Below are 23,516 nucleotides of genomic sequence, written 5' to 3'. Positions count from 1 at the left end.
CATCGCGCACGCAAGGAGACCGCATCATGCGCCTGCTACACCTCACCCTGCCGGTGTCCGACGTGGGCACTGTCGCCGCCTGGTTCCACGACGTGCTGCAGCTGCGCGTGGTCGGCAACCACGTGCACATCGGCTGGAGCACGATCGAACTGCAAGCGGCCAACGGACAGCCGCTGGGCGGCGTGCACCTGGCCTTCAACGTGCCCGACAACCGCTTCAACGAGGCCATGACGTGGCTGCGCGAGCGCGTGCCGCTGCAGCGCAATCCCGAGGGCATCGACTACTTCGCGCTGGAGAGCAACTGGCAGTCGCAATCGGTGTACTTCACCGGGCCGGATGGATTGATCCTGGAACTGATCGGCCGCAAGCGCCTGCCGGCCAGCACGCATGGTGGCGCGTTCCACGGCAGTGAGCTGACCTGCCTGAGTGAAGTGGGCCTGCCGAGTGCGGACGTGGATGCGGTGGGTGCGCAGGCCAGTGCGCGTTTCGGAGTGCAGCCGCTCAGCCCGCCCTCATCGCATTTCGCACCGATGGGCGATGACGAAGGCTTGTTGATCGTAGTGGCCGCCGACCGCCGCTGGTTCCCCGAGCAGAAGGATCTGCCCAACGCGCAGGGTCTGCTGCTGCGCGTGGGTGATGTGCAGGGCAGCGGCGAGCTGGCCGATGCAGCGCAGGGGTGGCGGGTGGTCGCGTAGAACCAGGCCATGCGTGGATGCGCGGTCCACGGTAGCGCCGGGCCATGCCGGCGGACGCTGTCCCGGCGCGGAGGGACGTGTCAACCTCGGCTGACACCTACCAACTGCCCGACGCGCCCCCACCGCCACTGCTGCCACCGCCGCCGGACCAACTGCTGTCCGACGATGATGACGACGAGCCCGAGCGGCCGCTGCGACGGTCATCGTCATCACCGCTACCGGTGCTGCCAAGTCCCACCAGCATCGCCACATTCCAGGCAACGTAGCCGCCTGCACCGAAGACGAACAACAGCGCGGCCGGGTCGAACGGATCGGCGCGGGTCAGCGCCCAGCCCAGGCCTGCCCCGAACACGCCGCAGAAGGCCAGCGCGCGTACGACAAACCCACGCTGGCTGGTCTGCCAGCAATTGCGTGCCAGCGCCAGCGGCAACCCCACCACCCCACAGGCGATGCCGGTGAGGAAGTACAGCGCAACATGCACGAACAGGCCCGGTACGGTGCCTCGCGTGACCAGCACGAAGACGTTGATGGCCGTGCTGGCTACCAGCATCGCCCACAGCAGTCGCCGGGTGCCTGCGCTCTGGTTCCAGCGCCGCCCGCAGGACCAGGCCAGCGGTACCAGCAGGACCAGCAGGAACACCACCGGCACCACCAGGCGCGGCTGCCACGCCGCCATGCCCAGGGCGGCCAGCACGATGATGGCCAGCCAGTTCCAGGGCCGCGACCACCAGCGCCGCGCCGGGACGGCCGCACGGCGGCCATGCCAGCGCCCCAGGCCGAACGCGCAGGCCATGGCCAGCAACAGGATGCTGTCCATGGCCTGCCAGGTCAGATCCAGCAGATGGTTGCTGCGCGGCGCCGGCAAAGGCTCACCATCGATCAAGCGGACCACCTGCGCACTTCCGTCGATCACGCCCTGGTCGATATCGCCGTCGCGGAAGCGCGGCAGGATCGTCTCTTCGATGATGCGCTTGGCATACGCATCGGGAATCGCGCCTTCCAGGCCGTAGCCCGGCTGGATGCGTACGTGGCGGTCCTGCACGGCCACCAGCAGCAGCACGCCGTCGTCCACACCCTTGCGCCCCAGCTGCCACTGGTCGTACACGCGCTGGGCATAGGCTTCGATGCTTTCATCGCCGGTGCTGCCCACCACCAGCACCTGCAGCTGCGCGCCGCCGCTTCGCTCGAACAGCGCGCGCGACTGCTGCTGCAGTCGGTCGGTGGTGCTGGCCGAAAGCACACCGGTGGGATCGACCACCGGCGAATCCAGCGCGGGGATCGGGGTCTGGGCGATGGCCGGCAAGGGCACTGCGAACAGCAGCATCGCGCACCACAGGTAGGACAGCAGGTGCCGGTGCATTCGTTGCGGTCGTGCCATCACCTTCTCCATCGTCTTTCCTTCGGCCGCCCTGCAACGTCTTGTGTAGAGTCGAGCCATGCTCGACTTCGCCTGACAGAGGCAGTCGAGCATGGCTCGACTCTACAAATGCCAAGAGCAGTCGAGCATGGCTCGACTCTACAAATGCCAAGAGCAGTCGAGCATGGCTCGACTCTACAAATGCCAAGACCAGTCGAGCATGGCTCGACTCTACATGGCGCCGGCTTCGATCTCCGCATGCAGCGCCTGCAGGCGCGACACCTGGGCGTCGAACACCTGCAGGTCCGCATCCACCAGCGCTGACCAGTCCGGTGCGTGGCCCAGCAGCTGCGCCACCTGTTCCTGTGGCGCGCGGTCGAAGCCTTCGGACAACACGGCCAGGAAGCGCTGGCGGAAGCCCTGCGGATCCTGCTGCTCCTGCACGTACAGCTGCACGGCAACCAGGCCGGCGAACAGATAGTTGGCCAGATACAGTGGATCTTCGTACATCAGCCGCTTGGTTTCCCAGGTGGCACCCAGTGCCGGGTAGCGATCGGCCATCATCCCGTAACCGGACAGCACCTTCAGTGTCAGCGCATCGAGGTCATCGGCCGTACCCAGCGTGCCGGCGGCCACGCCCTGGTAGATCGACTGCTCCAGCTGCGCCTCCTCGGAGGCGATGAACAGCTGCAGCACGATGTCATCCAGCAGCGACTTCAGGTAGTACGCCTTGGCGCGGGGGTCCTGCGCCTGCTGGTACAGCTGGTCGCGGAATTCCAGCTCGTTGAAGATCGCGTAGGCCTCGTTCAACCACGACGTGCCATTGCGATAGAACGCCGACACGTTCCCACGCTCCATCCATTGCCCATGCACGGCATGCCCGGCCTCGTGCACGACCTCCACATCACTTTCCAGCGTGCCACCGCGCTGGCCGACGAACAGCAGGGAGGGCACACCTGGAGCTGTTACCGGGAAGGCGTCGGCGCTACGCGGACCCAGCGTCGGGGCCATGTCCATGCGCCGCTGCGCCGGGTCGAGCAGTGCGCGTACTCCACCGGCGTACGCGGGTCCCAGCCCGCGCATCGCATCGGTGGCGGTATCGCGCACCTGCTCAAGGGTGAGGACCGGCGGTACGAAGCCTGCATCGGGCAGGCTGAGATCCCAGATCTGCGGGTCGGCCATGCCCATATGCTCGGCATGCCGCAAAAGCTCGTGCTGGTAGGCACGGCGCTGCGAAGCATGGCGCTGCACGGCGGCCAGGGTGGCCTGTACCGCGTCCGGGTCCAGGCCCATGCGGCGGTAGCTGTGCTCGGGGGCGCTGCCATCCCCCTGCAGTTGCGAGGCGCGATCGTTGACCTGCACCAGCGCCAGCAGCGTGCTGGCCATGGCCTCGCGCTGCGATGCCACGCCCTGCCAGTAGCCCTTCCAGCCGGCCTCGCGCAGCGCACGGTCCGGGTGCCGTGACAGCGCCGTGCTGTCCTTGCGGCTGTCCAGCAGTCCGCCGTTGCTGGGGAACGACGGATAGCTGGCGTGCTGCAGCAGCTGCCGCTGCAGGCGTGCGAATGCATCCAGGGCCGGGCTGGCAACCTCGTCCACGGCATCTTCCACGCCTGCGGCAGGCGGCGTCGTGGAGATGCCGGTGTTGCCCAGCGCGCGCGTGCGCAGCCAGGCATAGGGCGCCACCCAGCGCGCGTCGGCCGGTGCATCGACCAACGCCTTGCGCGCGATTCCGGCGGCGTCATCGCATACATCCGCGACGGCCCGCTGCGCCTGCACCGGGCGGGAGTCACGTGCATTGCGGGCGGCCTGCAGGTGCAGGTAGGCGCGATGACGCTGGCATTCGCCGAGCAGGCGCTCGGCCTGCTGTACGCGCGTGGCGGGGTCCGTCGGGCCGGCATCGCGCAGTGTGGCGACAGCAGCGGAGAGTCTGGTGCGTGCCGCCTGTTCGGCCGCCGCATCGGCGAACCAGCCGCTGTCGTCGGCGTGCAGCGTCTGCGCGCTGAGCGCGCCTGTGGCGAGCAGCAGCACGCTGGCGGTGATCGATCGCATCCTGCGGGTGTTCATGACAACGTCCTTTGTAGAGTCGAACCATGCTCGACTGCGCCTGGCAGAAGCAGTCGAGCAAGCTCGACTCTACGCCATTACCCAACCTGCGGCAGGGTCAGATCGATTCGTCTTCACGCTTGACCAGCTGCCAGCACGGCCTGCGGGCGAAGGTGTAGGTCTGCTGGTCGCTGGTGTCAGGGGTGCGCATCTGCACCTGCATCTGGCCATCGGCGAGGGCGGTGACCTGCATTTCGCGGCCGCGACCCTTCAGCGTGGCCGGGTCCGGCATCACCGGCCACTCGACGTCAGCCAGCGCCAGGGGGCGTTGAACCGTGGCCGGTTCGGGCTCGGCGCCGGCATCGATGTAGCTGTCCACCAGCGGATCGGCCGTGGCCGCTTCCTGCAGGGCGATCTCATGACCGAAGTGCGCGAGGAACTCCTCGAAGACCGGGTGGGGGCACTGCGTGCCCGCATCGGCCGGGGCGGCAACCGGCGCGGCCGGGGCGCTGGCGGTGGCGGCCGTGCTGGCCGGGGCCGGCGCCGCAGCTTCGGCCGGTGTTGCCTGTGGCGCGGGCTTGCAGGCCGACAGCGCAAGCCCGAGGGCAAGTGCCAGGGCGGCGTAGTGAAGCTGGTTCAAGGGATCCTCCTGATTCCGGGTCGGTCGCGCGGGTGCCTGGCGCGGGGCAGGCAAGCATAGCCACGGTCGGGTTGACTGCGCTTCCACATCCGTGGCCACGAACTGCCGCGGGCCGCGGGGGTAGACTAGCCCGCTCCCGCCCGACCCTGGTTTCCCGTGCGCACCTTCCTGCTGGTCATCGGCCTGCTGCTCTCCCCTTTCTCGACCGCGCTCGCCGCAGGCGTGCAGGTGCGCGAGGGCGACCTGCTGTTCGTCACCGCCGGGCACAGCGGCCTGAGTGCGGCCATCGACGATGCCACCGCCACGCAGGGCGCAACCAGCTTCGACCACGTGGCCCTGGTGGCTGCCGGTGCGCATGGCTGGCAGGTACTGCATGCCGATGAGAAGGGCTCGCGGCAGCAGACGCTGGTGGACTTCCAGCGCGACGCGCGCGGCAAGCAGCGGCAGATCGTGGTGTACCGGCTGCGTGCGGCGCCGGCCGGTGCAATCGCCGATGCGGTCGCCAAGGCGCGCACGATGCTGGGCAAGCCGTACAACACGGCCTATGTGTTGAACGAGGACAGCTACTACTGCTCGGATTTCATCGAGCGTGCCTTCCGCGCCCACCATGTGTTCGCGCTGCAGCCGATGAACTTCCGCAACTTGCAGACCGGGGAGATCGCCCAGCATTGGGTGGACCTGTACCGCGGCATGGGCATGGACGTGCCGCAGGGCCTGCCCGGCACCAACCCCAACGACATGGCCGCCAGCGCGGTGCTGGAACGGGTGGGCGTGCTTTTGAATCGGCATGTTCTAAAAAGCGAAGCCCCGCACGAGGCGGGGCTTCAGCGTTCAGAGCTGGCGGGGGCCGGGCTCATTCTTCTTCGTCGTTGCCGCCCTGCTGCTGGTTGCGCTTCTGCTGCTGGTCCTGCTTCTGCTGGTCCTGCTGCTGTTGCTGCTGCTGGTCACGAACCTGCTGATTCTGCTGACCCTGCTGATTCTGCTGACCCTGCTGGTTCTGCTGACCCTGCTGGTTCTGCTGACCTTTCTGGTTCTGCTGGTTCTGCTGGTTCTGCTGTGCCATGTCCGTGTCTCCGAAGCCACGCGCGGAATGCGGTGGACGGGGCCATCGTCTGCAGCCGAAGGTTAACCATGCGTTGCAACCCAGCTAGCCTGGCGTTCACGCGCCCGCAAAAACACCGCGCGCCCCTTGCCGCACAAGCCCCTGAAGGATTCATGCGGCGTGTGCATGTGCTCGTGCCCGCACGGCACCAGCCGCATTCAGCGGCCTTGGCACGTGTGACGCGCGCATGACGGCCTCATCCCAAGGTCCCATTTGCAGCCGCGCGCGGCACCGCTATGGTCAGGCGGACACCCGCCGGAGACGCGCATGGCCCCGCAGACCGCAGTACGTCCTTCCTACGATGAAGCCCGCGACCACTTCGATATCGCGCAGTGGCAGGCCCGGTTCCAAGGGCGCCCGGACGAGGGCCTCAATGCCTGCGTGGAGTGCTGTGACCGCTACTGCGGGAGTGATCGACTGGCCCTGCGCTGGATCGACGCACAGGGTGCGCTGCACCTGTACACCTTCGATGACCTGCGCGATGCCGCCGCCCGCGCCGCCCAGGTGCTGCGTGCCGCCGGTGTCGGCCCTGGCGATGTGGTGGCCGGCCTGCTGCCGCGCACGCCCGACCTGCTGGCCACCATCCTCGGCACCTGGCGCATTGGCGCGGTCTACCAGCCGCTGTTCACCGCGTTCGGCCCCAAGGCCATCGAAAGCCGCCTGAAGACCGGCCACACCCGCCTGGTGGTGACCGACAATGCGCACCGCGGCAAGCTGGACGAACTGGATGCCTGCCCGCAGGTGGCCACCGTGCTGACGCCCGGCCAGGCACTGCGCGAGGGTGACATCGACTGGCGTGCTGCCACCGCGGCGGCCGCGCCAACTTTGGAGCCCGTGCTGCTGCCGGGCGATGCGCTGATGGCCCTGCTCTCGACCTCCGGCACCACCGGCAGCCCCAAGGGCGTGCCCGTGCCGCTGCGCGCGATGATGGCGTTTGCCAGCTACATGGAACTGGCCGTGGACCTGCGCGCCGACGATGTGTTCTGGAACATCGCCGATCCCGGCTGGGCCTACGGCCTGTACTACGCGGTGATCGGCCCGCTGATGCTTGGCCATGCCACCACCTTCAGCGAAGCCGGCTTCAGCGTGCATGGCCTGAACACGATCATCGGCCAGCTGGGGGTGACCAACCTGGCCGGTTCGCCCACCGCGTACCGGCAGATCATTGCTGCCGGCCCCGCCGCCAGTGCCGGCATCAAGGGCCAGCTGCGCGTGGTCAGCAGCGCCGGCGAACCGCTGAACCCGGAAATCGCCCGCTGGTTTGCCGAGCACCTGCAGACCACGGTGCTGGACCACTACGGGCAGACCGAGACCGGCATGGTGGTCAACAACCACCACGCACTGGCCCACAGCGTGCGTCCGGGGTCGTCGGGCTTTGCGATGCCCGGCTACCGCGTGGCGGTGCTGGACGACCAGGGCAACGAGCTGCCACCGCGCACGCCCGGCATCCTCGCGGTGGACCTGAAGCAGTCGCCGATCATGTGGTTCACCGGCTACTACCAGGCGGAGACGCCGGCCATCGCCGATGGCTACTACCGCACCGGCGATTCGGTCGAGTGCGAGGACGACGGCTCGATCAGTTTCATTGGCCGCTCCGATGACCTCATCACCTCGTCCGGCTACCGCATCGGCCCGTTCGATGTGGAGAGCGCGCTGATGGAGCATCCATCGGTGGCCGAGGTGGCGGTGATCGGCGTGCCCGATCCGGAGCGAACCGAGATCGTCAAAGCCTTCGTGATCCTGCGTCACGGGTTCGAGGGCAGCGACGCGCTGGCGCACGAACTGCAGCAGCACGTGCGCCATCGGCTGTCCGCGCATGCCTACCCGCGCCAGGTGGAGTTCGTGGTGCAGGTACCGAAGACGCCCAGCGGCAAGGTGCAGCGGTTCCTGCTGCGCAAGGCGGAGATCGAGAAGCAGGCGGCAGCCGGCTGATGGAGAGCCGAGCCCACGCTCGGCTGTTGTTACGAGCAGCCGAGCATGTGCTCGGCTCTACAACCCCGCAGGCGCTACGGCATCACCGGCGGCACATAGGTCAGGGTCATGCCCAGCAGCCACAGCAGGCCAAGCACCAGCGGGATGTGCACCAGCAGCTGGATGAAGGTGAAGCCGACGATGTCGCGGGCCTTCAGGCCCAGCACGCCCAGCAGCGGCAGCATCCAGAACGGGTTGATCAGGTTCGGCAGCGCCTCGGCCGCGTTGTAGACCTGCACCGCCCAGCCCAGGTGCGCCTTCAGTTCGTTGGCGGCCTGCATCACGTACGGCGCTTCGATGATCCATTTGCCGCCACCGGACGGCACGAAGAAGCCCAGCACCGCCGAGTAGACACCCATCACCAGGGCGAAGGTATCGGTGCTGGCCACGTGCACGAACAGACTGGACAGGCGATGCGCCAGAGTCTGCCCGTCGCCGCCGGCGGCATGGGTGAGGATCATCGCGATGCCGCCGTACAGCGGGAACTGGATCAGCACGCCGGTGGTGCTGGGCACCGCCTTGGCCACCGCGTTGAGGAAGCTGCGCGGGCGCCAGTGCAGCAGCAGGCCCAGCGAAATGAACAGGAAGTTGTAGGTGTTGAGGTTGGCGATGGCGGTGACCACCGGTTTGTTGGCGAACTCGTTGAACAGCCAGCCGAAGGCCAGCAGCGAGAGCAGCACGGTCAGCAGCGGGCTGTATTCCAGCCATTCGCCTGGGCGCGTGCGCTGCTGCAGCGGCTCGGGCTCGGCCTGTGCGGCACCGGGGAAATCCTCGGCGGTGCGTGCACTGCCCGCAGCCGGCGCGGTCAGCCAGGCAATCAGCAGCGAGACCAGGATCAGCACTGCGGTCAGCGCGATCGATTGCCACAGGAAGATGGTTTCGGTGAAGGGCAGCACGCCGGTGATTTCCACCAGGCCGGGCGGCATGCTGGCCGGGTTGGCCTGCAGCTGCGCGGCCGAGGAGCTCAGGCCCATCGCCCACACCGCGCCCAGGCCCAGGTAGGCCGAGGCACCGGCAGCGCGGTAATCCATGCGCAGCTCGGTGCGGCGGGCGAGCGCGCGCACCAGCAGGCCACCGAACACCAGCGAGAAGCCCCAGCTGAGCAGCGAGGCCAGCATGCTGACCAGGCCGACGTAGACCACGGCACCGCGGCCGGTGCGCGGCACCCGCGCGAGGAAATCGATGAAGCGCGCCACCACCGGCGCGGTGGCCAGCGCATAGCCGCCGATGACCACGAAGGCCATCTGCATGGTGAAGGGGATCAGGCTCCAGAAGCCGTCGCCGAAGGCACTGGCCGTGGCCTGCGGGGTCGAGCCGAAGCCCATCGCCGCCACCGCGACGATGACCACGCCCAGCACCGCAAACACGTACGCGTCGGGGAACCACCTTTCCGCCCAGGCGGCCGAGCGCAGCGCTGCGCGCGCCATCCAGCCGTCCTGTGCTGCTGCCGTTGCTGACGAGGCCATCGCCTACCCTCCCAGGTTCGATGGACCGATTCTGGGCGGTAGGGTGCGGGCTGTCAGCCACCTATTGGTCGTAGCTGGCGGGATGCCCGGCGCTGCGCGCCGCCGCCCGAGCATGGGCTCGGGCGCTACCGGGGTTGCCCCCTGTAGAGCCGAGCCTACGCTCGGCTGTGCTTCTCAGCGCAGCGCCAGGTCCACGGCGATGCCGGCGAACAGCGCCGCGCCCACCCAGTTGTTGTGCAGGAACGCCTTGAAACACGGGCCGCGCTCGCGGTTGCGGCAGATCCAGAATTCGTACACCACCAGCACGGCGGCCACGGCCACGCCGGCCAGGTAGTACCCGCCCAGCCCGCCGCGCACACCCACCAGGGCCATCGTTGCCAAGAACAGCGCGTACAGCACGCCCTGGATGACCAGGTCCAGCTCGCCGAACAGGATGGCGGTGGAGTGCGAGCCCATCTTCAGGTCGTCCTCGCGGTCGACCATGGCGTACCAGGTGTCATACGCGGTGGACCACAGGATGTTGCCCGCATACAGCAGCCATGCCAGCATCGGCACCTCGCCCTGCACGGCGGCGAAGGCCATCGGGATGCCCCAGCCGAAGGACATGCCCAGGTAGACCTGCGGCAGGTGGGTGTAGCGCTTCAGGTAGGGGTAGCTGGCGGCCAGGAACACGCCGATGAAGCTCAGGCCGATGGTCAGCCAGTTGAGCGTCAGCACCAGGCCGAAGGCCACCAGCATCAGCACGGCGAACAGCGCCAGCGCCGCACGGCCGCTGATCGCGCCGGTCGCCAGCGGCCGCGACCTGGTGCGTTCCACGTGCGGGTCCAGCCAGCGGTCGGCGTAGTCATTGATGACGCAGCCCGCCGAGCGGGTGAGCCAGACGCCGGCGGTGAACACGAACAGCGTCCACAGCGGCGGCAGGCCGCCGGTGGCCAGCCACAGCGCCCACCAGGTGGGCCACAGCAGCAGCAGGGTGCCGATCGGTCGATCGGCGCGCATCAGGGACCAGTAGTGACGCCAGCGCGGCGTCGGCGCCGGATGCGGCGCGGAAAGGGGGGTGTCAGCCATGGGGATAGGATACTCCTGCGTTGGTGCTGCAGCGCTGCAACCCGGGCAGTTCAGGTCCGTGTAGTAGTATTGCGGCCCCCACCCGGGCCCTTCCAGCCGGGTCGGTCTCCCCCAAGACTTCGCTGGCTGCAAAAGGAATTCAGATGAAGATCGCCGTCGTCGGCACCGGCTATGTCGGCCTCTCCAATGCGGTTCTGTTTGCGCAGAACCACGAGGTGGTCGCGCTCGACATCGACGCGGACCGCGTCCAGCTCCTCAATTCCCGCAAGGCGCCGATCGAAGATCGTGAGATCGAGGAGTACCTGGCGCAGCGGTCCCTGAACCTGCGGGCGACGCTGGATCCGAAGGATGCCTACGCTGACGCCGCGTTCGTGATCATCGCCACGCCTACGGATTACGATCCGCAGACCAACTATTTCAATACCGGGTCGGTGGAGTCGGTTGTCCGCGATGTCGTGGCCATCAATCCCGACGCCGTGATGATCATCAAGTCCACCATCCCGGTGGGCTGCACGGACGAGCTTCGCGAACGCTTCGGCACCGGCAACATCATCTTCTCGCCCGAGTTCCTGCGCGAAGGCAAGGCGTTGTACGACAACCTGCACCCGAGCCGCATCATCGTGGGCGAACGTTCGGAGCGCGCCGAGACGTTTGCCGCGCTGCTGCAGGAAGGCGCGGTGAGCAAGGACGTGCCCACGCTGTTCACCGATTCCACCGAGGCCGAGGCGATCAAGCTGTTCGCCAACACCTACCTCGCCATGCGCGTTGCCTACTTCAACGAGCTGGACACCTACGCTGCCTCGCATGGGCTGGACACGCGCCAGATCATCGATGGTGTGAGCCTGGATCCGCGCATTGGCAGCCATTACAACAACCCTTCGTTCGGCTACGGCGGCTACTGCCTGCCGAAGGACACGAAGCAGCTGCTGGCCAACTACAGCGACGTGCCGCAGAACCTGATCCACGCCATCGTGGAAGCCAACCGCACCCGCAAGGATTTCATCGCCGACGAGGTGATCAAGCGTTCGCCCAAGGTGGTCGGCATCTATCGCCTGGTGATGAAATCCGGCTCGGACAATTTCCGCGCCTCGGCCATCCAGGGCGTGATGAAGCGCATCAAGGCCAAGGGTATCGAGGTGGTCGTCCACGAGCCGGTCCTGCAGGTTCCGCACTTCTACAATTCCCGGGTCAACAATGACCTGGAGCGTTTCAAGGCAGAGTGCGACGTGATCCTGGCCAACCGGCTGTCGCCGGAGATTTCGGACGTCTCAGAGAAGGTCTACACCCGGGATCTGTTCGGAAACGACTGACTTCGAGGCCTCTAGTCGGACGGCGCCCCGCCTTGGCAGGGCCAGGCGCCGCCGGCCAGGGCAGATTTTTGTCGCGGAGTCCGCTAGAATCCCCCGCTACCGCCGGATAACCGGTGGTGGCCGTACAACGCGCCCGTAGCTCAGCCGGATAGAGTAGTGGCTTCCGAAGCCATTGGTCGGGGGTTCGAATCCCTCCGGGCGCGCCATCTTTCCCTGCCCTCATCAGCGCAGGAGCCCCGGCCCCACACGCACCATGGCCTGCAGCATCGGCCGCGCGACGCCGTGTCCGGCCGAAGCACCAAGCGTCGAGCGGCGCCCTCCCACCTCACTCGACGATCCCGGCGCGCCCCTGTTGCCCGAACACGGCGTCGTGCCAGTAGCGCTGGCGTCGTCTGAACCAGCGTGCGAAGCGCCGCTCGTCAAACACCCTCAACTGCCGCATGTCCACCTGGTAGCGATGGAACAGCGCCAGGAGCTCCCTCAGCGCCTCGTCATCCACCCGCTGGCGATCCACCTGGATATGGAGAGTCCGCCCCATCCCGGCAACGTCGACCACGCAGGGCAGCTCCTGCAGCCTCGCGAAGAAGCTCGCCTCATCCTGCCTGGAGTAGAACACCACGCTATCGGCCTGGAGTTCCACCACGTTCCGTCCTTCCACCATCGGGTCTCGTCTCCTGTCTTTCAGGGTGCTGCGGCCAACCCATGCAGCGCCCGCACCCCGGCATCCCTCTCCACCAGATGCATGCTGAACAACTGCGTCGCATCCCGCGACCAACTCCCCTCCAGCCAGCGCCACGTCGCCGCATCCACCCGCGGCAGCTTCCGTTCCAGGTAATAGACCCGGCTGCCATCGCCCGAAAAGTACCCGCCCAGCAGCCGCCAGCGCGCGCGATCCACTCTGGGCAGCGGCTTCCCGTCGCAGTAGACGTTGCTGTCATCGAAGGCGTACAGCGGCTCCTGCGGCACGCCCTGCAGCAGGTCGCCGCGCAGGCAATGCTTCATCCGCCGGCCGCAGTACCAGCCCCCCTCGCTATCGGCACCATAGCCACCGCCGAGATCACGGAACGTCGTGCACTCCGCCCCGGGCAGCGCCTTCAGCGAAGTCTCGTACTGGAAGTAAACGGCGTGGTCATCCAACCAGTACGCGCCGCACTGGCGGAAGCTGTCGCGGTCAATGGCGGGCAGGCGGCTCCACGCGTGGTAGACCGCGTGTGCATCGCGGCCGATGAAGTGGGGCGCCGGCATGAACTCGAAGCTCGCGGCGTCGGCCTTGCGCAGCGGCCGCCCCTGGTGGAAGACCTGGCCGTCGTGCACGCGCCAGTACTCGATGCCGTACGGACCGATGAAACGCTGGTCCGGCAGGTCGATGATCTTCTGCCATGCCATGGGTTGGGATTCCGCCGTCCTTGGGTTGGCCCGTAGTGTAATGGAGGCGGCGAGGACAGCAGCCGAGCGTGGGCTCGGCTCTACAGGGGATCCGCCAGCAACGCCGGGCATGGCCCGGCGTTGCATTGAAAGCAGTCGAGCATGGCTCGACTCTACAAAAGCCGGTCAGTACTTGCCGTCGAATGCGAAGATCGGCTTGCGCTGCTTCCACGCGCCGGCGGTGAAATCCGGGAATTCCAGCGTCTGGAAGCTGTTGGCGATCGACTGCTCGGACAGCGGCGTGATCGCACTCCAGGTCACCGCATCGTAGATGTCGATCGGCATCGGCGCCTTGGCCTTCAGCGCTTCCACGAAGGCGTGGATGACGAACCAGTCCATGCCGCCGTGGCCGGCGCTGGCGGCGGTATCGGCATTCTGCTTCCACAGCGGGTGTTCGTACTGGTCCTGGTAGGTCTTGAACGCTTCCCACTGGTGTGGCGGGCTGCGGCCCTCAATGTGGATCGACTGGTTCACGTCCATCCACAGGCCCTTGGTGCCCTGCACGCGGAAGCCCATCGAATACGGGCGCGGCAGCGAGGTGTCGTGCTGCAGCAGGATGGTCTCGCCGTTTTCGCAGGCTAGGGTGGTGGTGACGATGTCACCCAGCTTGAACTTCACCTTCGTGCTGGGGTGGGTGGTGCCACCGCTCTTGGCCACGGTGTAGTCGTGCAGGCCGCGCGCCTTGGTGGCGAACGCATTGATGTGGGTGAAGCGATTGCCACGGTTGATGCCGGTGTACATCGCGCACGGGCCGATGCCATGGCTGGGGTACAGCTCGCCATTGCGCTGCACCGAATGCTCGGTGCGCCAGCGCGCTTCGCTCCAGCCCTTCGGGCCGAACTCCACGCCGCTGTCGTAGGGCTGGTTGGGGTCGCCGGAGTTGAACTTCACTCCACGCAGGTCGTGCTGGTAGCCCGCCTGCAGGTGCACCAGCTCGCCGAACAGGCCCTGCCGCACCATCTGCAGCGCGGCCATCACGTCGCGGCGGTAGCAGACGTTTTCCAGCAGCATGTACGGGGTGCCGGTGTTGAGCTGAGTCTTCAGCACATCCCAGTGGTCCTGCAGGGTGATGCCGGCCACCACTTCGCAGCCCACGGCCACGCCGGCCTGCATCGCGGCGATCGCCATCGGTGCGTGATACTCCCACGGCGTAGCGATGATCACGCCATCGATGCCCTTCTGTTCCAGCAGGCGCTTCCACGCGTGGGTGTCGCGGTCCTGGCCGTAGGTCTTCGGCGCGGGCTTGCCGGCCTTGGCCACCATGTCCACGGCGCGGCCCAGCATGATCGGCTCGATGTCACACAGCGCGACCACCTCCACATCGTCGCGCCGCACCAGCTCCTTCAGCAGCACCAGGCCACGCATGCCGGTGCCGATCAGGGCCAGGCGCACCTTGCGGCCGGCCGCCCAGGCGGGCGTCTGTGGCAGCAGGCTGCTGGCGGCGACGGCGGCACTGGCCGCGATGAATTCCCTACGCTTCATGGCAAACACTCTCCTCTTGAAGGTGCGCCGGCCACGACCGGCACACCCGGGTCACACGAACGGAATTACTTGAACCGGTAGCCGACGGTCACACTGTAGCCGCGGCCGAAGATGGTGGCGTAGTCGCTGGAATCGCCCAGGAAGCTGTTCGGATCGTAGAACGGCAGGCGATCGAACAGATTCTTCACCGTGAAGCTGAGATTCCAGGCGTCGTCCGGGCGCCAGGTGACGCTCAGGTTGGCGGTCCACCACGACGGTGCGCCGTCGCACTTGCTGGCCTCCAGGGCCAGGAAGCCGGCGGTGCAGGTGTCCTTGTTGTTGTCCACTTCGTCCACGCGGTCGCGCGCCCACTTGGTGCCGCCCACGTAGTTGACAAACATGCTGGTGGTCACCTGCTTGTAGGTCCAGTCGGCGTTGAGCGTGGCCCGCAGGCGCGGGTTGTTGTAATAGCCCACCACGTCGCCGTAGTACCAGCCGCTTTCATCATCCATGTAGTAGCGGTTGCGGTTGGCGATGGTGGCGGCCAGGCCGACGTTCAGCCCGCCCCATTCACCCAGCGAGAAGCGGCTGCGTGCATCGATGTCGAAGCCGTCGACCAGGGTCTTGCCGCGGTTCTTGTACTGGCCCACCACGCTGGCCACGTTGCCCACGCTGTAGCCGGGCAGCACGGCCGGGCAGCTCACGCCGCTGGCCGGGGCGGCGCACATCGCCGCCAGCTGCGCCAGATTGGCGCGGTCGGCATCGGTGATCGGCGAACGAGTGGAAGAGATGATGTCGGTGTCCCGGCTGAAATCCGGGGCGACGATTTCGTTGTTGCGGTAGATGAACCAGTAGTCGGCCGACACCGACAGCCAGCTGGCCGGCTCGTAGACGAAGCCCAGGGTGGCGATCTTGGCCTTCTCCGGCTTCAGGTCCTGGTTGGGCTGAGTCATGCGGGCCACGGTGCGGCTGCAGTCGGCGTTGGCCAGGCTCTTGCCCAGGTCCACATCGCCCGCACGCTGCGACTGCCGCAGCAGATCGGCAATGGCGTTGGTCTCGGCGCAGCGCACTTCATCGCGGTAGCCACCCAGCTGGGCGAACACACCACCGCTGCCCGACTCGGCCAGGCTGGGCGCACGGAAGCCGGTGGAGTACGTACCGCGCAGCATCAACTGGTCGAAGGCCTGGTACTTGAAGCCGATCTTCGGCGCGACGTTGGCGCTGAAGTTGGGGTACTTGTCCACGCGCAGCGCGGCGTCCAGTTCCAGCTTGTCGGTGATCGGCGCCACCGTTTCGGCAAACAGCGCGTAGGTGTTGCGCGCGCCATCGAACCACGAACCGCCCTGCTGGGTGATCAGGCCGGCGGCGGCATCCGGGTTGCCCGGGGTATAGAAGGTTTCGCGGCTGGCGTTGAAGCCGAACGCCGCACGCATTTCACCGGCCGGCAGCTGGAACAGCGGGCCTTCGATCTTGCCGTCCAGGGTATGCAGGCGCGTCCAGGACTGGATGTCGAAGGTCGGGAAGGCCTCGCGGATCAGCGCAGCGTTGGCCTCGCTGATCTCGCCGAATTTATAGGCGGGGTGGTCGGAGATGATGACGCGGCCGGTGCCCGGATCCACCGAGTACGGGCCAAAGGCCTTCTCGAAGCCCTTCAGGTTGACGTTGATGGTCTGGTAGGTGGTGGAATGCGAACCTGCGGTGGCAAACGCGGTTTCCCAGTTCCAGTCGCCGACGTTGCCACGCGCACCGGTCAGCACGCGGTAGCTCTGGTCGGTGTTGCGCTGGCCGAAGTAGTTGGCGCCAGCATCCTGCAGCAGGTACTGCAGGCCGACCACGCCGCCCATCATCGCCTTCAGTTCGGGGCTGGCGTGGTTGTATTCGTTGTTCGGGCCCAGGTACGGGTACAGGAACTGGTTGACGGTGTTGCCGGTATCGCGCGAGAACCAGCTGCTGGGGTTGCCGGTGGTGGTGCTGTAGGTGCGTGGCGTGCCGCCGTTGGCGCGCAGGTCGATATCGGTATAGGTGGCCTCAGCGAAGATCTCGGTGTTGTCACCCACCAGGAAAGTGCCGTTGAGGTAGGCGGTGTTGCGCTCGGACTTGGCGCCCGCGTCGATCTCGTTGTTCATCCACGTTTCCCAGACGCAGCTGGGGCCGGCGGCCTGGCCCTGCAGCACGTTCTGGCAGCCCGGTGCGGCTTCCTGCACGCGGCGGCCGGTGACCGGATCGAAAGCGAAGTAGGTGCCCGGATTGAACTCGCCAGGCTTGCTGCCCACGCCCAGGCGCAGGCCGCTGAGGTAATTGGGGTTGTTGACGTAGTACTGGCTGGGCCGCTTGTCGTAGAAATCGCTGAGCGGAATCGCGTCGCGGCGGTACATGTTCACCGCGCCATAGACGTTGAAGCGGTTCTCGGTCAGATCGCCGAAGCCGGCGGTGATGCTGGCCTGGCGCTCGCCGTAGGAATCGATGCGCGAGGAGGTGTCGTTGGTGAAGTTGATCTCCGCGCCCTGGAAATTGCGCTTGGTGATCACGTTGATGACGCCGGCCACCGCATCGGTGCCGTACACCGCCGAGGCGCCGTCGGTCAGCACTTCCATGCGTTCGATGGCGGCGGCGGGAATGGCATCGATGTTGACGAACTGGGTCTGGAAGCCCGCCGGTGCGCCGTAGTACGACAGGCGGCGACCGTTCAGCAGCACCAGCGTGCCCTGTGCACCCAGCCCACGCAGGTTGGCCTGCGAGGCGCCGTCCGAACCGGTGAACAGCGAGCGCGAATCCTGCTGCGCGGGCCGTGCGGCCGGCAGGTTGTCCAGCACCTGCAGCAGCGTGCGCGCACCCATGTTCTGGATGTCCTGCTTGCTGATCACCTGCACCGGCGATGCAGTTTCGACGTCAGTGCGGCGGATGTTGGAGCCGGTGACCTCGATGCGGGCCAGGTCGGTGGCGGTGTCCTTGCTGTCCTGGGCGGCAGCAGGCAGGGCGATCGACAGCAGCACGCCGGCGATGGCCAGCGACAGCGGGGCGAAGGAACGACAGGGCGGACGGGGGTGGCGTGCGGGCAACATCGGGGTTCTCTCCTGGCAGGGGTGCGCGGCGGGTGGGCGGCGCGAAAGCGATTGGCGGGCAAAACGCTCCCGGGCCACGGCTCTGGAGCCGTAGTCGGAATGGGCGGGGGAGGAGCGGTGTTACGTGGGGGTCATGGGGCGACGATGCTGGCGGAGTCGCCCTCCTGGCCGATCAGCACGGCGTTGGCCCAGTTGGCGCAGACCTGGGCGGGTTGGCTGCCCTGCGCACCCAGCGTGCGCAGGCTCAGGGTGGAAAGACCACGGATATCCAGTTCCGGCTTGACCACGCCGGGTGCCTTCACCAGGCCGCTGTCGTACAGCAGGCGGCCATCGCCCCAGACCTGGAACTGCAGGCCCCCGGCGCTGCGGCAGGCATCGTCGATGCCGAGATCGGCGCGCAGCAGGTTCCAGCCGCCCTGCAGGCGCAGGTCGATGCGGCTGTTGCCACCGACGCCCAGGCCACGGCGGAACTGCAGGCCGTTCATGCGCAGGCCGGCGTCGCCCCGGAAGGACTGGTCGGCGCGGACCTGGCTGGCCAGCGCGGCCGGCACCGGCAGCTCGGAGAGATACTGCTGCCGGGCCGGTCGCTCCGGTTCCTGGTGTTCGAGGATGTGGAAGGTGGACAGCGCGATCGGACCGACATCGCGCGGCTGCAGTGCATCGAAGGCGCGGGCGCTGCCCTGTGCGGCGGTGACCATCGGATCGGTGCTGCTGGCGCCGTCGCCTTCGGGGTTCTGCACGCTCAGCACGCGGAAGCGCAGCAGGCGGCCGGCATGCGCCGGGAAGTCGATGCGCTGTACGCCTTCCTTCAACTGCAGGCGGCCACGCGCGATGGGTTCGCCCCACTCGCCATTGCTGTCACCCAGGTAGACCTCGTAGTCGCGGACCTGGCCGTGCTTCCAGTTCTTGTCGTTGCGCGGGGCGATGTCGATGCCGTCGATCATCTTCCGCTCGCCGAAGCCGACCACCCACTCGTGCGCGCCGGTACGCACGGCCTGGTTGCGCACGCTGCGGAACCAGGTGTTGGGATCATCGTCGAAGGCGTTTTCCAGCGCGTGGCCCGGTTCTTCCGCCGGGCGGTTGACCACCAGCAGGCTGTCGGCCGGCAGTTCGCGGCCCAGCACCGGTGCGGCCGGGAAGGCATCATCGCCGGCCGCAGCGGCGACGGCGAAGTCCAGCTGCAGCTGCAGCGGCTGGCGGATGTCCTGCGTGGCGGTGCGCACATGCAGCGTGCCGCGGCGATCCTTGGCATCGAAGAACCAGCCCTCGCTGCCGTTGTTGAACGCGGCCGCATCGGCCAGCGCCGGCAGCGCGCGACCAGCGGCCTGCACCGCGCGCGGCGCCTGCCGGCTGAGCACCCGCAGGCCGTAGCGGCGCTGCGCCAGCTGGCCGTTGTAGCTGCCCTGCACCGCGTCGATCTGCACCTGCACCGGGCCACTGCCCTGCGCCGGGGCCTGCACGCGCACCACCTGCGTGCTCGACTCGCCCTTCTGGTAGCGGCGCGTAGTGCCGTCATCTTCGTACAGCGTGTACTGCGCATCGCCCTGCGGGTACAGGTCGAAGGTCACTTCATCGAGCGCCTTTTCGCCGTCGAACAGCATCGACGGATACATCGGCAGGATGGCGCCGGCACGCACGAACACCGGCAGCGTGGCCAGATCCACCTGGCGGTCGAGCTGGCGACCCTCGGTACCGGCCTGCACGCGTCGGCCATCCCAGTAATCGATCCAGCCACCGGCGGGAAGATGGATGTCGCGGCGCCAGCCACGGCTGGCCGCCTGGCTGCGGTACACCGGCGCCACCAGCAGGTCGCGGCCGAGCAGGAACTGGTACTTGTAGGTTTCATCCTGCGCATGCGGATCGCGCGGGTTGTCCCACATCAGGCCACGCACCGGCGGCGCGCCGGTCTGCGCGGCCTCGTGCACCAGCCCGTACATGTACGGGGTCAGGCGCATCTTCAACTTCAGGTAATCGCGGTTGATGCTGCGGTAGGGCTCGTCGAACCACCACGGATGCTTGCGCGCGTTCGACGACCAGCCGCTCATGCCCATCAGCACCGGAGTGAACGCCTTCCACTGCAGGTCGCGGGTGAAGGTTTCGGCGCTGCCACCGAAGATCGCATCGACGTCGCCGCTGGCGTAGGCCATGCCGGACAGGCCCGAACCGACCAGGGTCGGCACGTGCCAGCGGATGTAATCCCAACTGCTGCTCTGGTCGCCGGTCCAGGCCACGGCATAGCGCTGGATGCCGGCCCAGCCCATCACCGTCCACAGGAACGGGCGCGAGTCGGAACTGTCGAGGATGCCGTTGAAGGCCTGGCGGTTGGCATCCATCGCGAACTGGTAGCCCTTGCCGGTCCAGGCCACGTCCAGCTTCTGCACGCGGGTGCCGGCCTTGCCCACTTCCCAGGCGATCTTGTCGACGCCGTTCTCGGTCCACAGGCCGGTGCGGAAGCCGTACTTCGCCAGCCCCTGCACCGTCTCCGGCAGCTTCTGGTAGCCGCAGCCGTAGCCATCGTTGGGCAGGATCCAGCCACCGGGCATGTCATGTTCGCGGTACTGCTTGGCCACGCTGTCGATCACATCCGGCGTGGTGCCGGTCGGGCCGTCGCTCCAGCCTTCGGGCACGGTGCCGGGCTTTTTGCTGTTGTCGCCATCGTTGTAGCAATCGGCATCGCCGTAGGAGAGCGCCCAGCGCGCGACCATGTTCGGGCGGCCGGTCAGCTGGGTATAGCGTTCGATCAGCTTCGGCAGGTCGGCACCGACGAAGTAATAGGCATCGAAGCGGTCTTCGCGGTGCAGCAGGGTGGCCTGGTCGGCCTGGCGCAGGTCGTAGCTGCCATCGCTCCAGGTGTTGCGCAGCATGCCCCAGCCACGGCTGCTGAGCAGCATCGGCGCCGGGCTCGGGCGATCACCTTCTTCCCAGCCGCCGGAGTAGGACACTTCCAGTTCGCGGCCTTTGAACTGGTAACGGCCGTTCTGCTGGCCGCCACCGAAGTAGCCTTCGTCGGCCTGCGAAGAGAGCACCTGCACGCTCTGCGCGGCATCCAGGTCCAGCGGCTGCAGTTCCTGCCACAGCGCGGTCGGCTGGCCGTTGTCCAGGCGTTCCAGGCGCAGGCGCAGCGGTTGCCGCTGCACGTGCAGCACCAGTGCGTCGGTGCGCACGCGGATCTCCTGTGCGTCTTCTTCCAGCTGCGCCTGCACGTTGGCCTTGGGCTGCGGCAGCACGATCGGCGCGGCCTTGTCACCGGCGCCGGTCAGGGTGCCCTTGCGGCCAGCCTGCACGCGGATGATGTCCGCGGCCGGCAGTTCGATGCGGATGCGCGCGCCGCTGTCGGTCTGCAGATCCCAGCCGTGCACGCCGTCACGGCTGTCACTGGCGCTGACCGAACGCAGGTTGCCGACCGGCTCGGCCTGGGCCGATGTCGCTGCCAGCATCAATGCCGGCAGCAGGGCCAGCAGCAGCTGCGAGCGACGAATGCGGTTCTCCACACGAACTCCCAACCCGTTCACCGGGCGTTTCGAAAGCAGTTGCGGCCGACTCTAGGGCAGTGATTCGAAAGATGTCAATAAACTGAAAGGAAAAAGGAAGATATATTTGATAGAAACGAAAGTTGGTGCGCCGCAATACTTTGTGTAAGCGCTTGCAACCCCCTGTTAAGCATTGTGCGATACGGCATCCGGCCGATTCTTGCGTTTCGCGATCGGCCTCATCCCGGATACGCCAGGCCGACCCGCTTCTTTCTTTTTGCTTTCGATGTTTGACATTTCGAAAGAAAACGCAGATGGTGCGCTGGCCCAACTGGAACCTCCGAATGGACGTCACCCTGCTTTCCGATGTGTCCGCCTGGCAGCGCCGCGGCGGAGCCGATACCGCTACCGAAATCGCCCAGCAGCCGGCGCTGTGGGAAGCCCTTGCGCAGGACCTGTCGCGTGCCCGCGACCGCCTGCAGGCCTTCCTCGGCGACAGCCTGAACGACCCCAACCAGCGCGTGCTGTTCACCGGCGCCGGCAGCTCCGGCTTCATCGCCGAGATGGTGGCCGATGCGATCAACGCGCAGTGGCCGGCCGAGGTGCGCGTGGTGCATACCACCAGCCTGCTGACCCACCCGGCGCTGTACCTGCAGCGCGACCGCCCCACCCTCCTGGTGTCGTTCGGCCGCAGCGGTTCCAGCCCGGAAAGCGTGGCCGCGGTCGACCGCGTGCGCAGCGACGTGGCCGATGCCCGCTTCCTCGACATCACCTGCAACGCCGATGGCGAACTGGCCCGCCGCGGTGCCGGCCGCAGCGATACCTGCACCTTGCTGATGCCCTCGGCCAGCTGCGATCGTGCATTCGCCATGACCAGCAGCCTGACCTGCATGCTGCTGGCCGCGCTGACCGTGTTCGACCGCTCGCCGTGGGAGTCACGCGTCGCGCGCCTGAAGCAGATCGCCGCGCTCGACCGCGAAGGCCTGGCACAGTGGGATGCACCGGTCGCGGCTCTCGCGCAGCGCCCGTTCAACCGGGTGATCTACCTGGCCAGCGGTCCGCTGGAAGCGCTGGCCCGCGAGTGCGCGCTGAAGGTCCTGGAGCTGACCGCCGGTCGCGTGCTGGCCCTTGCGAATACCCCGCTTGGCTTCCGCCACGGCCCCAAGTCCACGCTGGACGGCGACACCCTGGTGGTCGTGCTGCGCAGCGTGCAGCCGCTGGCACGCCGCTACGAACAGGACCTGCTGGAAGAACTGCGCCGCGACGGCGTGGCCGGCCAGGTGCTGGCGATCGGCCCGCATGCGGATATCGGTGCCGAGGATGACCATACCCTCAGCGTGCCCGTGCTTGAACCGGCGCTCGACGACCCGTGGCTCGCGCCGGTGTGGCTCGGCTTTGCCCAGCTGTTCGCGCTGCAGCGTTCGGCCGCGCTGGGCCTGACCCCGGACAATCCGTTCCCGGACGGCACCGTCAACCGCGTCGTCCAGGGCGTCACCATCCACCATGGCTGAGCTGATCGCCCACGCCTGCTACGGCATCGACATCGGCGGCACCAAGATCGAGCTGGTGGCGTGCGATGCGGCGATGCAGGTCACCTGGCGCCGCCGCGTGGCCACGCCGCAGGGCGACTACGCCGGCTTCCTGCAGGCGGTGGTCGCGCTGGTGGCCGAGGCCGATGCCACGCTGGGCCGCAGTGACGCCGCCATCGGCATCGCCCTGCCCGGCGTGCGCGACCGCCGCAGTGGCCGGCAGTTGAGCGCGAACGTGCCGGCATTGACCGGCCAGTGCGTGGCGCAGGACCTGCAGGCCCGCCTGCAGCGTCCGCTGCACTTCGGCAACGACCTGCAGTGCTTCGCGTTGTCCGAGGCGCACGGTGGTGCTGCCGACGGCTACCCCAGCATGTTCGGCGCCATCCTCGGTACTGGTGCCGGTGGTGGCTTCTGCCTGCAGGGCCGCCTGCTGACCGGCTTCAACGGCCTGGCCGGCGAGTGGGGCCACTGGAGCGTGCCCGGCCACCTGCTGCAGCGCCACGGCCTGCCCCTGCTGGACTGCGGCTGCGGCCTGCAGGGCTGCGTGGAGCGCTACGTGTCCGGCAGTGGTGTGGCGATGATCGAGCGCCATCTCGGCGGCAGCGCGCGCGACGCCAGCGCAGTGATCACCCTGGCCGAGGCCGGCGATGTGCGTGCCCGGCAGGCGCTGGACATCCACCGCGACCTGCTCGGCCACAGCCTGGCCGCACTGGTGCTGGCGCTGGACCCGCACGTCATCGTGCTCGGTGGCGGCCTTTCGCAGTACGCGCCGCTGTACCAGCTGCTGCCCGCCGCCGTCGCCGCGCATCTGTTCAACGGCGCGCAGGTGCCGCCCATCGTGCCGCCGCGCTTCGGCGATGCCGGCGGTGCACGCGGTGCCGCCCTGCTCGCCTGCCAATCCTCGTTTTCCTGATCGA

General features: G+C 67.5%; 15 protein-coding genes, 1 tRNA gene and 1 pseudogene. 7 read left to right on the top strand and 10 right to left on the bottom strand.

Annotated elements, in window-relative coordinates:
* Positions 1-26: 26 nt before the first annotated feature.
* Positions 27-695, top strand: a complete 669-nt coding sequence (locus DCO49_RS01605; protein ID WP_116862512.1) for a VOC family protein — start codon at positions 27-29, stop codon at positions 693-695.
* A 97-nt stretch (positions 696-792) separates the two neighbouring features.
* Here DCO49_RS01605 and DCO49_RS01600 read toward each other — a convergent pair whose 3' ends face one another.
* From DCO49_RS01600 to DCO49_RS01590, 3 genes are all read right to left on the bottom strand, one after another.
* A complete protein-coding gene (locus DCO49_RS01600; protein WP_165835656.1) occupies positions 793-2,073 on the bottom strand; it encodes a TPM domain-containing protein in 1,281 nt (426 codons plus the stop codon).
* A 210-nt stretch (positions 2,074-2,283) separates the two neighbouring features.
* Positions 2,284-4,101, bottom strand: a complete 1,818-nt coding sequence (locus DCO49_RS01595; protein WP_243402625.1) for a M3 family metallopeptidase — start codon at positions 4,099-4,101, stop codon at positions 2,284-2,286.
* Positions 4,102-4,213: 112 nt separating this feature from the next.
* The gene (locus DCO49_RS01590) at positions 4,214-4,735 is read right to left on the bottom strand and encodes a hypothetical protein (protein WP_116862509.1); all 522 of its coding nucleotides are present in this window, start codon (positions 4,733-4,735) and stop codon (positions 4,214-4,216) included.
* Between the two features lie 156 nt (positions 4,736-4,891).
* On the opposite strand from DCO49_RS01590, the pseudogene DCO49_RS01585 reads away from it, so the two are divergent.
* A pseudogene (locus tag DCO49_RS01585) lies at positions 4,892-5,512 on the top strand (YiiX/YebB-like N1pC/P60 family cysteine hydrolase); the annotation flags it as partial.
* A 592-nt stretch (positions 5,513-6,104) separates the two neighbouring features.
* Positions 6,105-7,769 (top strand): AMP-binding protein, encoded by a 1,665-nt coding sequence (locus tag DCO49_RS01575; RefSeq protein ID WP_116862508.1) that lies wholly within the window; start codon positions 6,105-6,107, stop codon positions 7,767-7,769.
* Between the two features lie 74 nt (positions 7,770-7,843).
* Here DCO49_RS01575 and DCO49_RS01570 read toward each other — a convergent pair whose 3' ends face one another.
* Together DCO49_RS01570 and ubiA are read right to left on the bottom strand one after the other, a co-directional pair.
* Entirely contained in the window at positions 7,844-9,235 is a 1,392-nt protein-coding gene (locus DCO49_RS01570; protein ID WP_116862507.1) for a TIGR00366 family protein, read from the bottom strand.
* Between the two features lie 213 nt (positions 9,236-9,448).
* Entirely contained in the window at positions 9,449-10,342 is an 894-nt protein-coding gene (gene ubiA, locus DCO49_RS01565; RefSeq protein WP_116862506.1) for a 4-hydroxybenzoate octaprenyltransferase, read from the bottom strand.
* Between the two features lie 143 nt (positions 10,343-10,485).
* On the opposite strand from ubiA, the gene DCO49_RS01560 reads away from it, so the two are divergent.
* Both DCO49_RS01560 and DCO49_RS01555 read left to right on the top strand, forming a co-directional pair.
* On the top strand, positions 10,486-11,652 hold the full coding sequence (locus DCO49_RS01560; RefSeq protein WP_116862505.1) for a nucleotide sugar dehydrogenase: 1,167 nt from the start codon (positions 10,486-10,488) through the stop codon (positions 11,650-11,652).
* A gap of 129 nt (positions 11,653-11,781) precedes the next feature.
* Positions 11,782-11,858 (top strand) — tRNA-Arg (locus tag DCO49_RS01555).
* A 119-nt stretch (positions 11,859-11,977) separates the two neighbouring features.
* On the opposite strand, the gene DCO49_RS01550 is transcribed toward DCO49_RS01555, so the two are convergent.
* From DCO49_RS01550 to DCO49_RS01530, 5 genes are all read right to left on the bottom strand, one after another.
* On the bottom strand, positions 11,978-12,292 hold the full coding sequence (locus tag DCO49_RS01550) for a hypothetical protein (RefSeq protein ID WP_207776448.1): 315 nt from the start codon (positions 12,290-12,292) through the stop codon (positions 11,978-11,980).
* Between the two features lie 41 nt (positions 12,293-12,333).
* Positions 12,334-13,038, bottom strand: a complete 705-nt coding sequence (locus tag DCO49_RS01545; protein ID WP_116862503.1) for a DKNYY domain-containing protein — start codon at positions 13,036-13,038, stop codon at positions 12,334-12,336.
* Between the two features lie 165 nt (positions 13,039-13,203).
* A complete protein-coding gene (locus DCO49_RS01540; RefSeq protein ID WP_116862502.1) occupies positions 13,204-14,559 on the bottom strand; it encodes a Gfo/Idh/MocA family oxidoreductase in 1,356 nt (451 codons plus the stop codon).
* A 65-nt stretch (positions 14,560-14,624) separates the two neighbouring features.
* Positions 14,625-17,600 (bottom strand): TonB-dependent receptor, encoded by a 2,976-nt coding sequence (locus tag DCO49_RS01535; protein WP_116862501.1) that lies wholly within the window; start codon positions 17,598-17,600, stop codon positions 14,625-14,627.
* Positions 17,601-17,731: 131 nt separating this feature from the next.
* Positions 17,732-21,091: a TIM-barrel domain-containing protein gene (locus tag DCO49_RS01530; RefSeq protein ID WP_116862500.1), complete on the bottom strand. Its 3,360-nt coding sequence runs from the start codon at positions 21,089-21,091 to the stop codon at positions 17,732-17,734.
* A 323-nt stretch (positions 21,092-21,414) separates the two neighbouring features.
* Here DCO49_RS01530 and DCO49_RS01525 point away from each other — a divergent pair, with 323 nt between their 5' ends.
* Both DCO49_RS01525 and DCO49_RS01520 read left to right on the top strand, forming a co-directional pair.
* Positions 21,415-22,581 (top strand): SIS domain-containing protein, encoded by a 1,167-nt coding sequence (locus DCO49_RS01525; RefSeq protein ID WP_116862499.1) that lies wholly within the window; start codon positions 21,415-21,417, stop codon positions 22,579-22,581.
* Positions 22,574-23,512, top strand: a complete 939-nt coding sequence (locus tag DCO49_RS01520; protein ID WP_116862498.1) for an ROK family protein — start codon at positions 22,574-22,576, stop codon at positions 23,510-23,512. Before DCO49_RS01525 ends, DCO49_RS01520 begins: the two co-directional genes overlap by 8 nt.
* Positions 23,513-23,516 lie beyond the last annotated feature (4 nt).

Origin of the sequence: Stenotrophomonas sp. SPM (assembly GCF_003105135.1) — a bacterium.
Taxonomy (GTDB): domain Bacteria; phylum Pseudomonadota; class Gammaproteobacteria; order Xanthomonadales; family Xanthomonadaceae; genus Stenotrophomonas.
The sequence above is the reverse complement of the archived record's forward strand: the minus strand, read 5'-3'. Positions and strand labels throughout refer to the sequence as shown.

Coding starts and splice junctions, on each gene's coding strand:
- DCO49_RS01605 (WP_116862512.1), top strand. CDS start 27: ATGCGCCTGCTACACCTCACCCTGCCGGTGTCCGACGTGGGCACTGTC.
- DCO49_RS01600 (WP_165835656.1), bottom strand. CDS start 2,073: ATGGCACGACCGCAACGAATGCACCGGCACCTGCTGTCCTACCTGTGG.
- DCO49_RS01595 (WP_243402625.1), bottom strand. CDS start 4,101: ATGCGATCGATCACCGCCAGCGTGCTGCTGCTCGCCACAGGCGCGCTC.
- DCO49_RS01575 (WP_116862508.1), top strand. CDS start 6,105: ATGGCCCCGCAGACCGCAGTACGTCCTTCCTACGATGAAGCCCGCGAC.
- DCO49_RS01570 (WP_116862507.1), bottom strand. CDS start 9,235: ATGGCGCGCGCAGCGCTGCGCTCGGCCGCCTGGGCGGAAAGGTGGTTC.
- ubiA (WP_116862506.1), bottom strand. CDS start 10,342: ATGGCTGACACCCCCCTTTCCGCGCCGCATCCGGCGCCGACGCCGCGC.
- DCO49_RS01560 (WP_116862505.1), top strand. CDS start 10,486: ATGAAGATCGCCGTCGTCGGCACCGGCTATGTCGGCCTCTCCAATGCG.
- DCO49_RS01545 (WP_116862503.1), bottom strand. CDS start 13,038: ATGGCATGGCAGAAGATCATCGACCTGCCGGACCAGCGTTTCATCGGT.
- DCO49_RS01540 (WP_116862502.1), bottom strand. CDS start 14,559: ATGAAGCGTAGGGAATTCATCGCGGCCAGTGCCGCCGTCGCCGCCAGC.
- DCO49_RS01535 (WP_116862501.1), bottom strand. CDS start 17,600: ATGTTGCCCGCACGCCACCCCCGTCCGCCCTGTCGTTCCTTCGCCCCG.
- DCO49_RS01525 (WP_116862499.1), top strand. CDS start 21,415: ATGGACGTCACCCTGCTTTCCGATGTGTCCGCCTGGCAGCGCCGCGGC.
- DCO49_RS01520 (WP_116862498.1), top strand. CDS start 22,574: ATGGCTGAGCTGATCGCCCACGCCTGCTACGGCATCGACATCGGCGGC.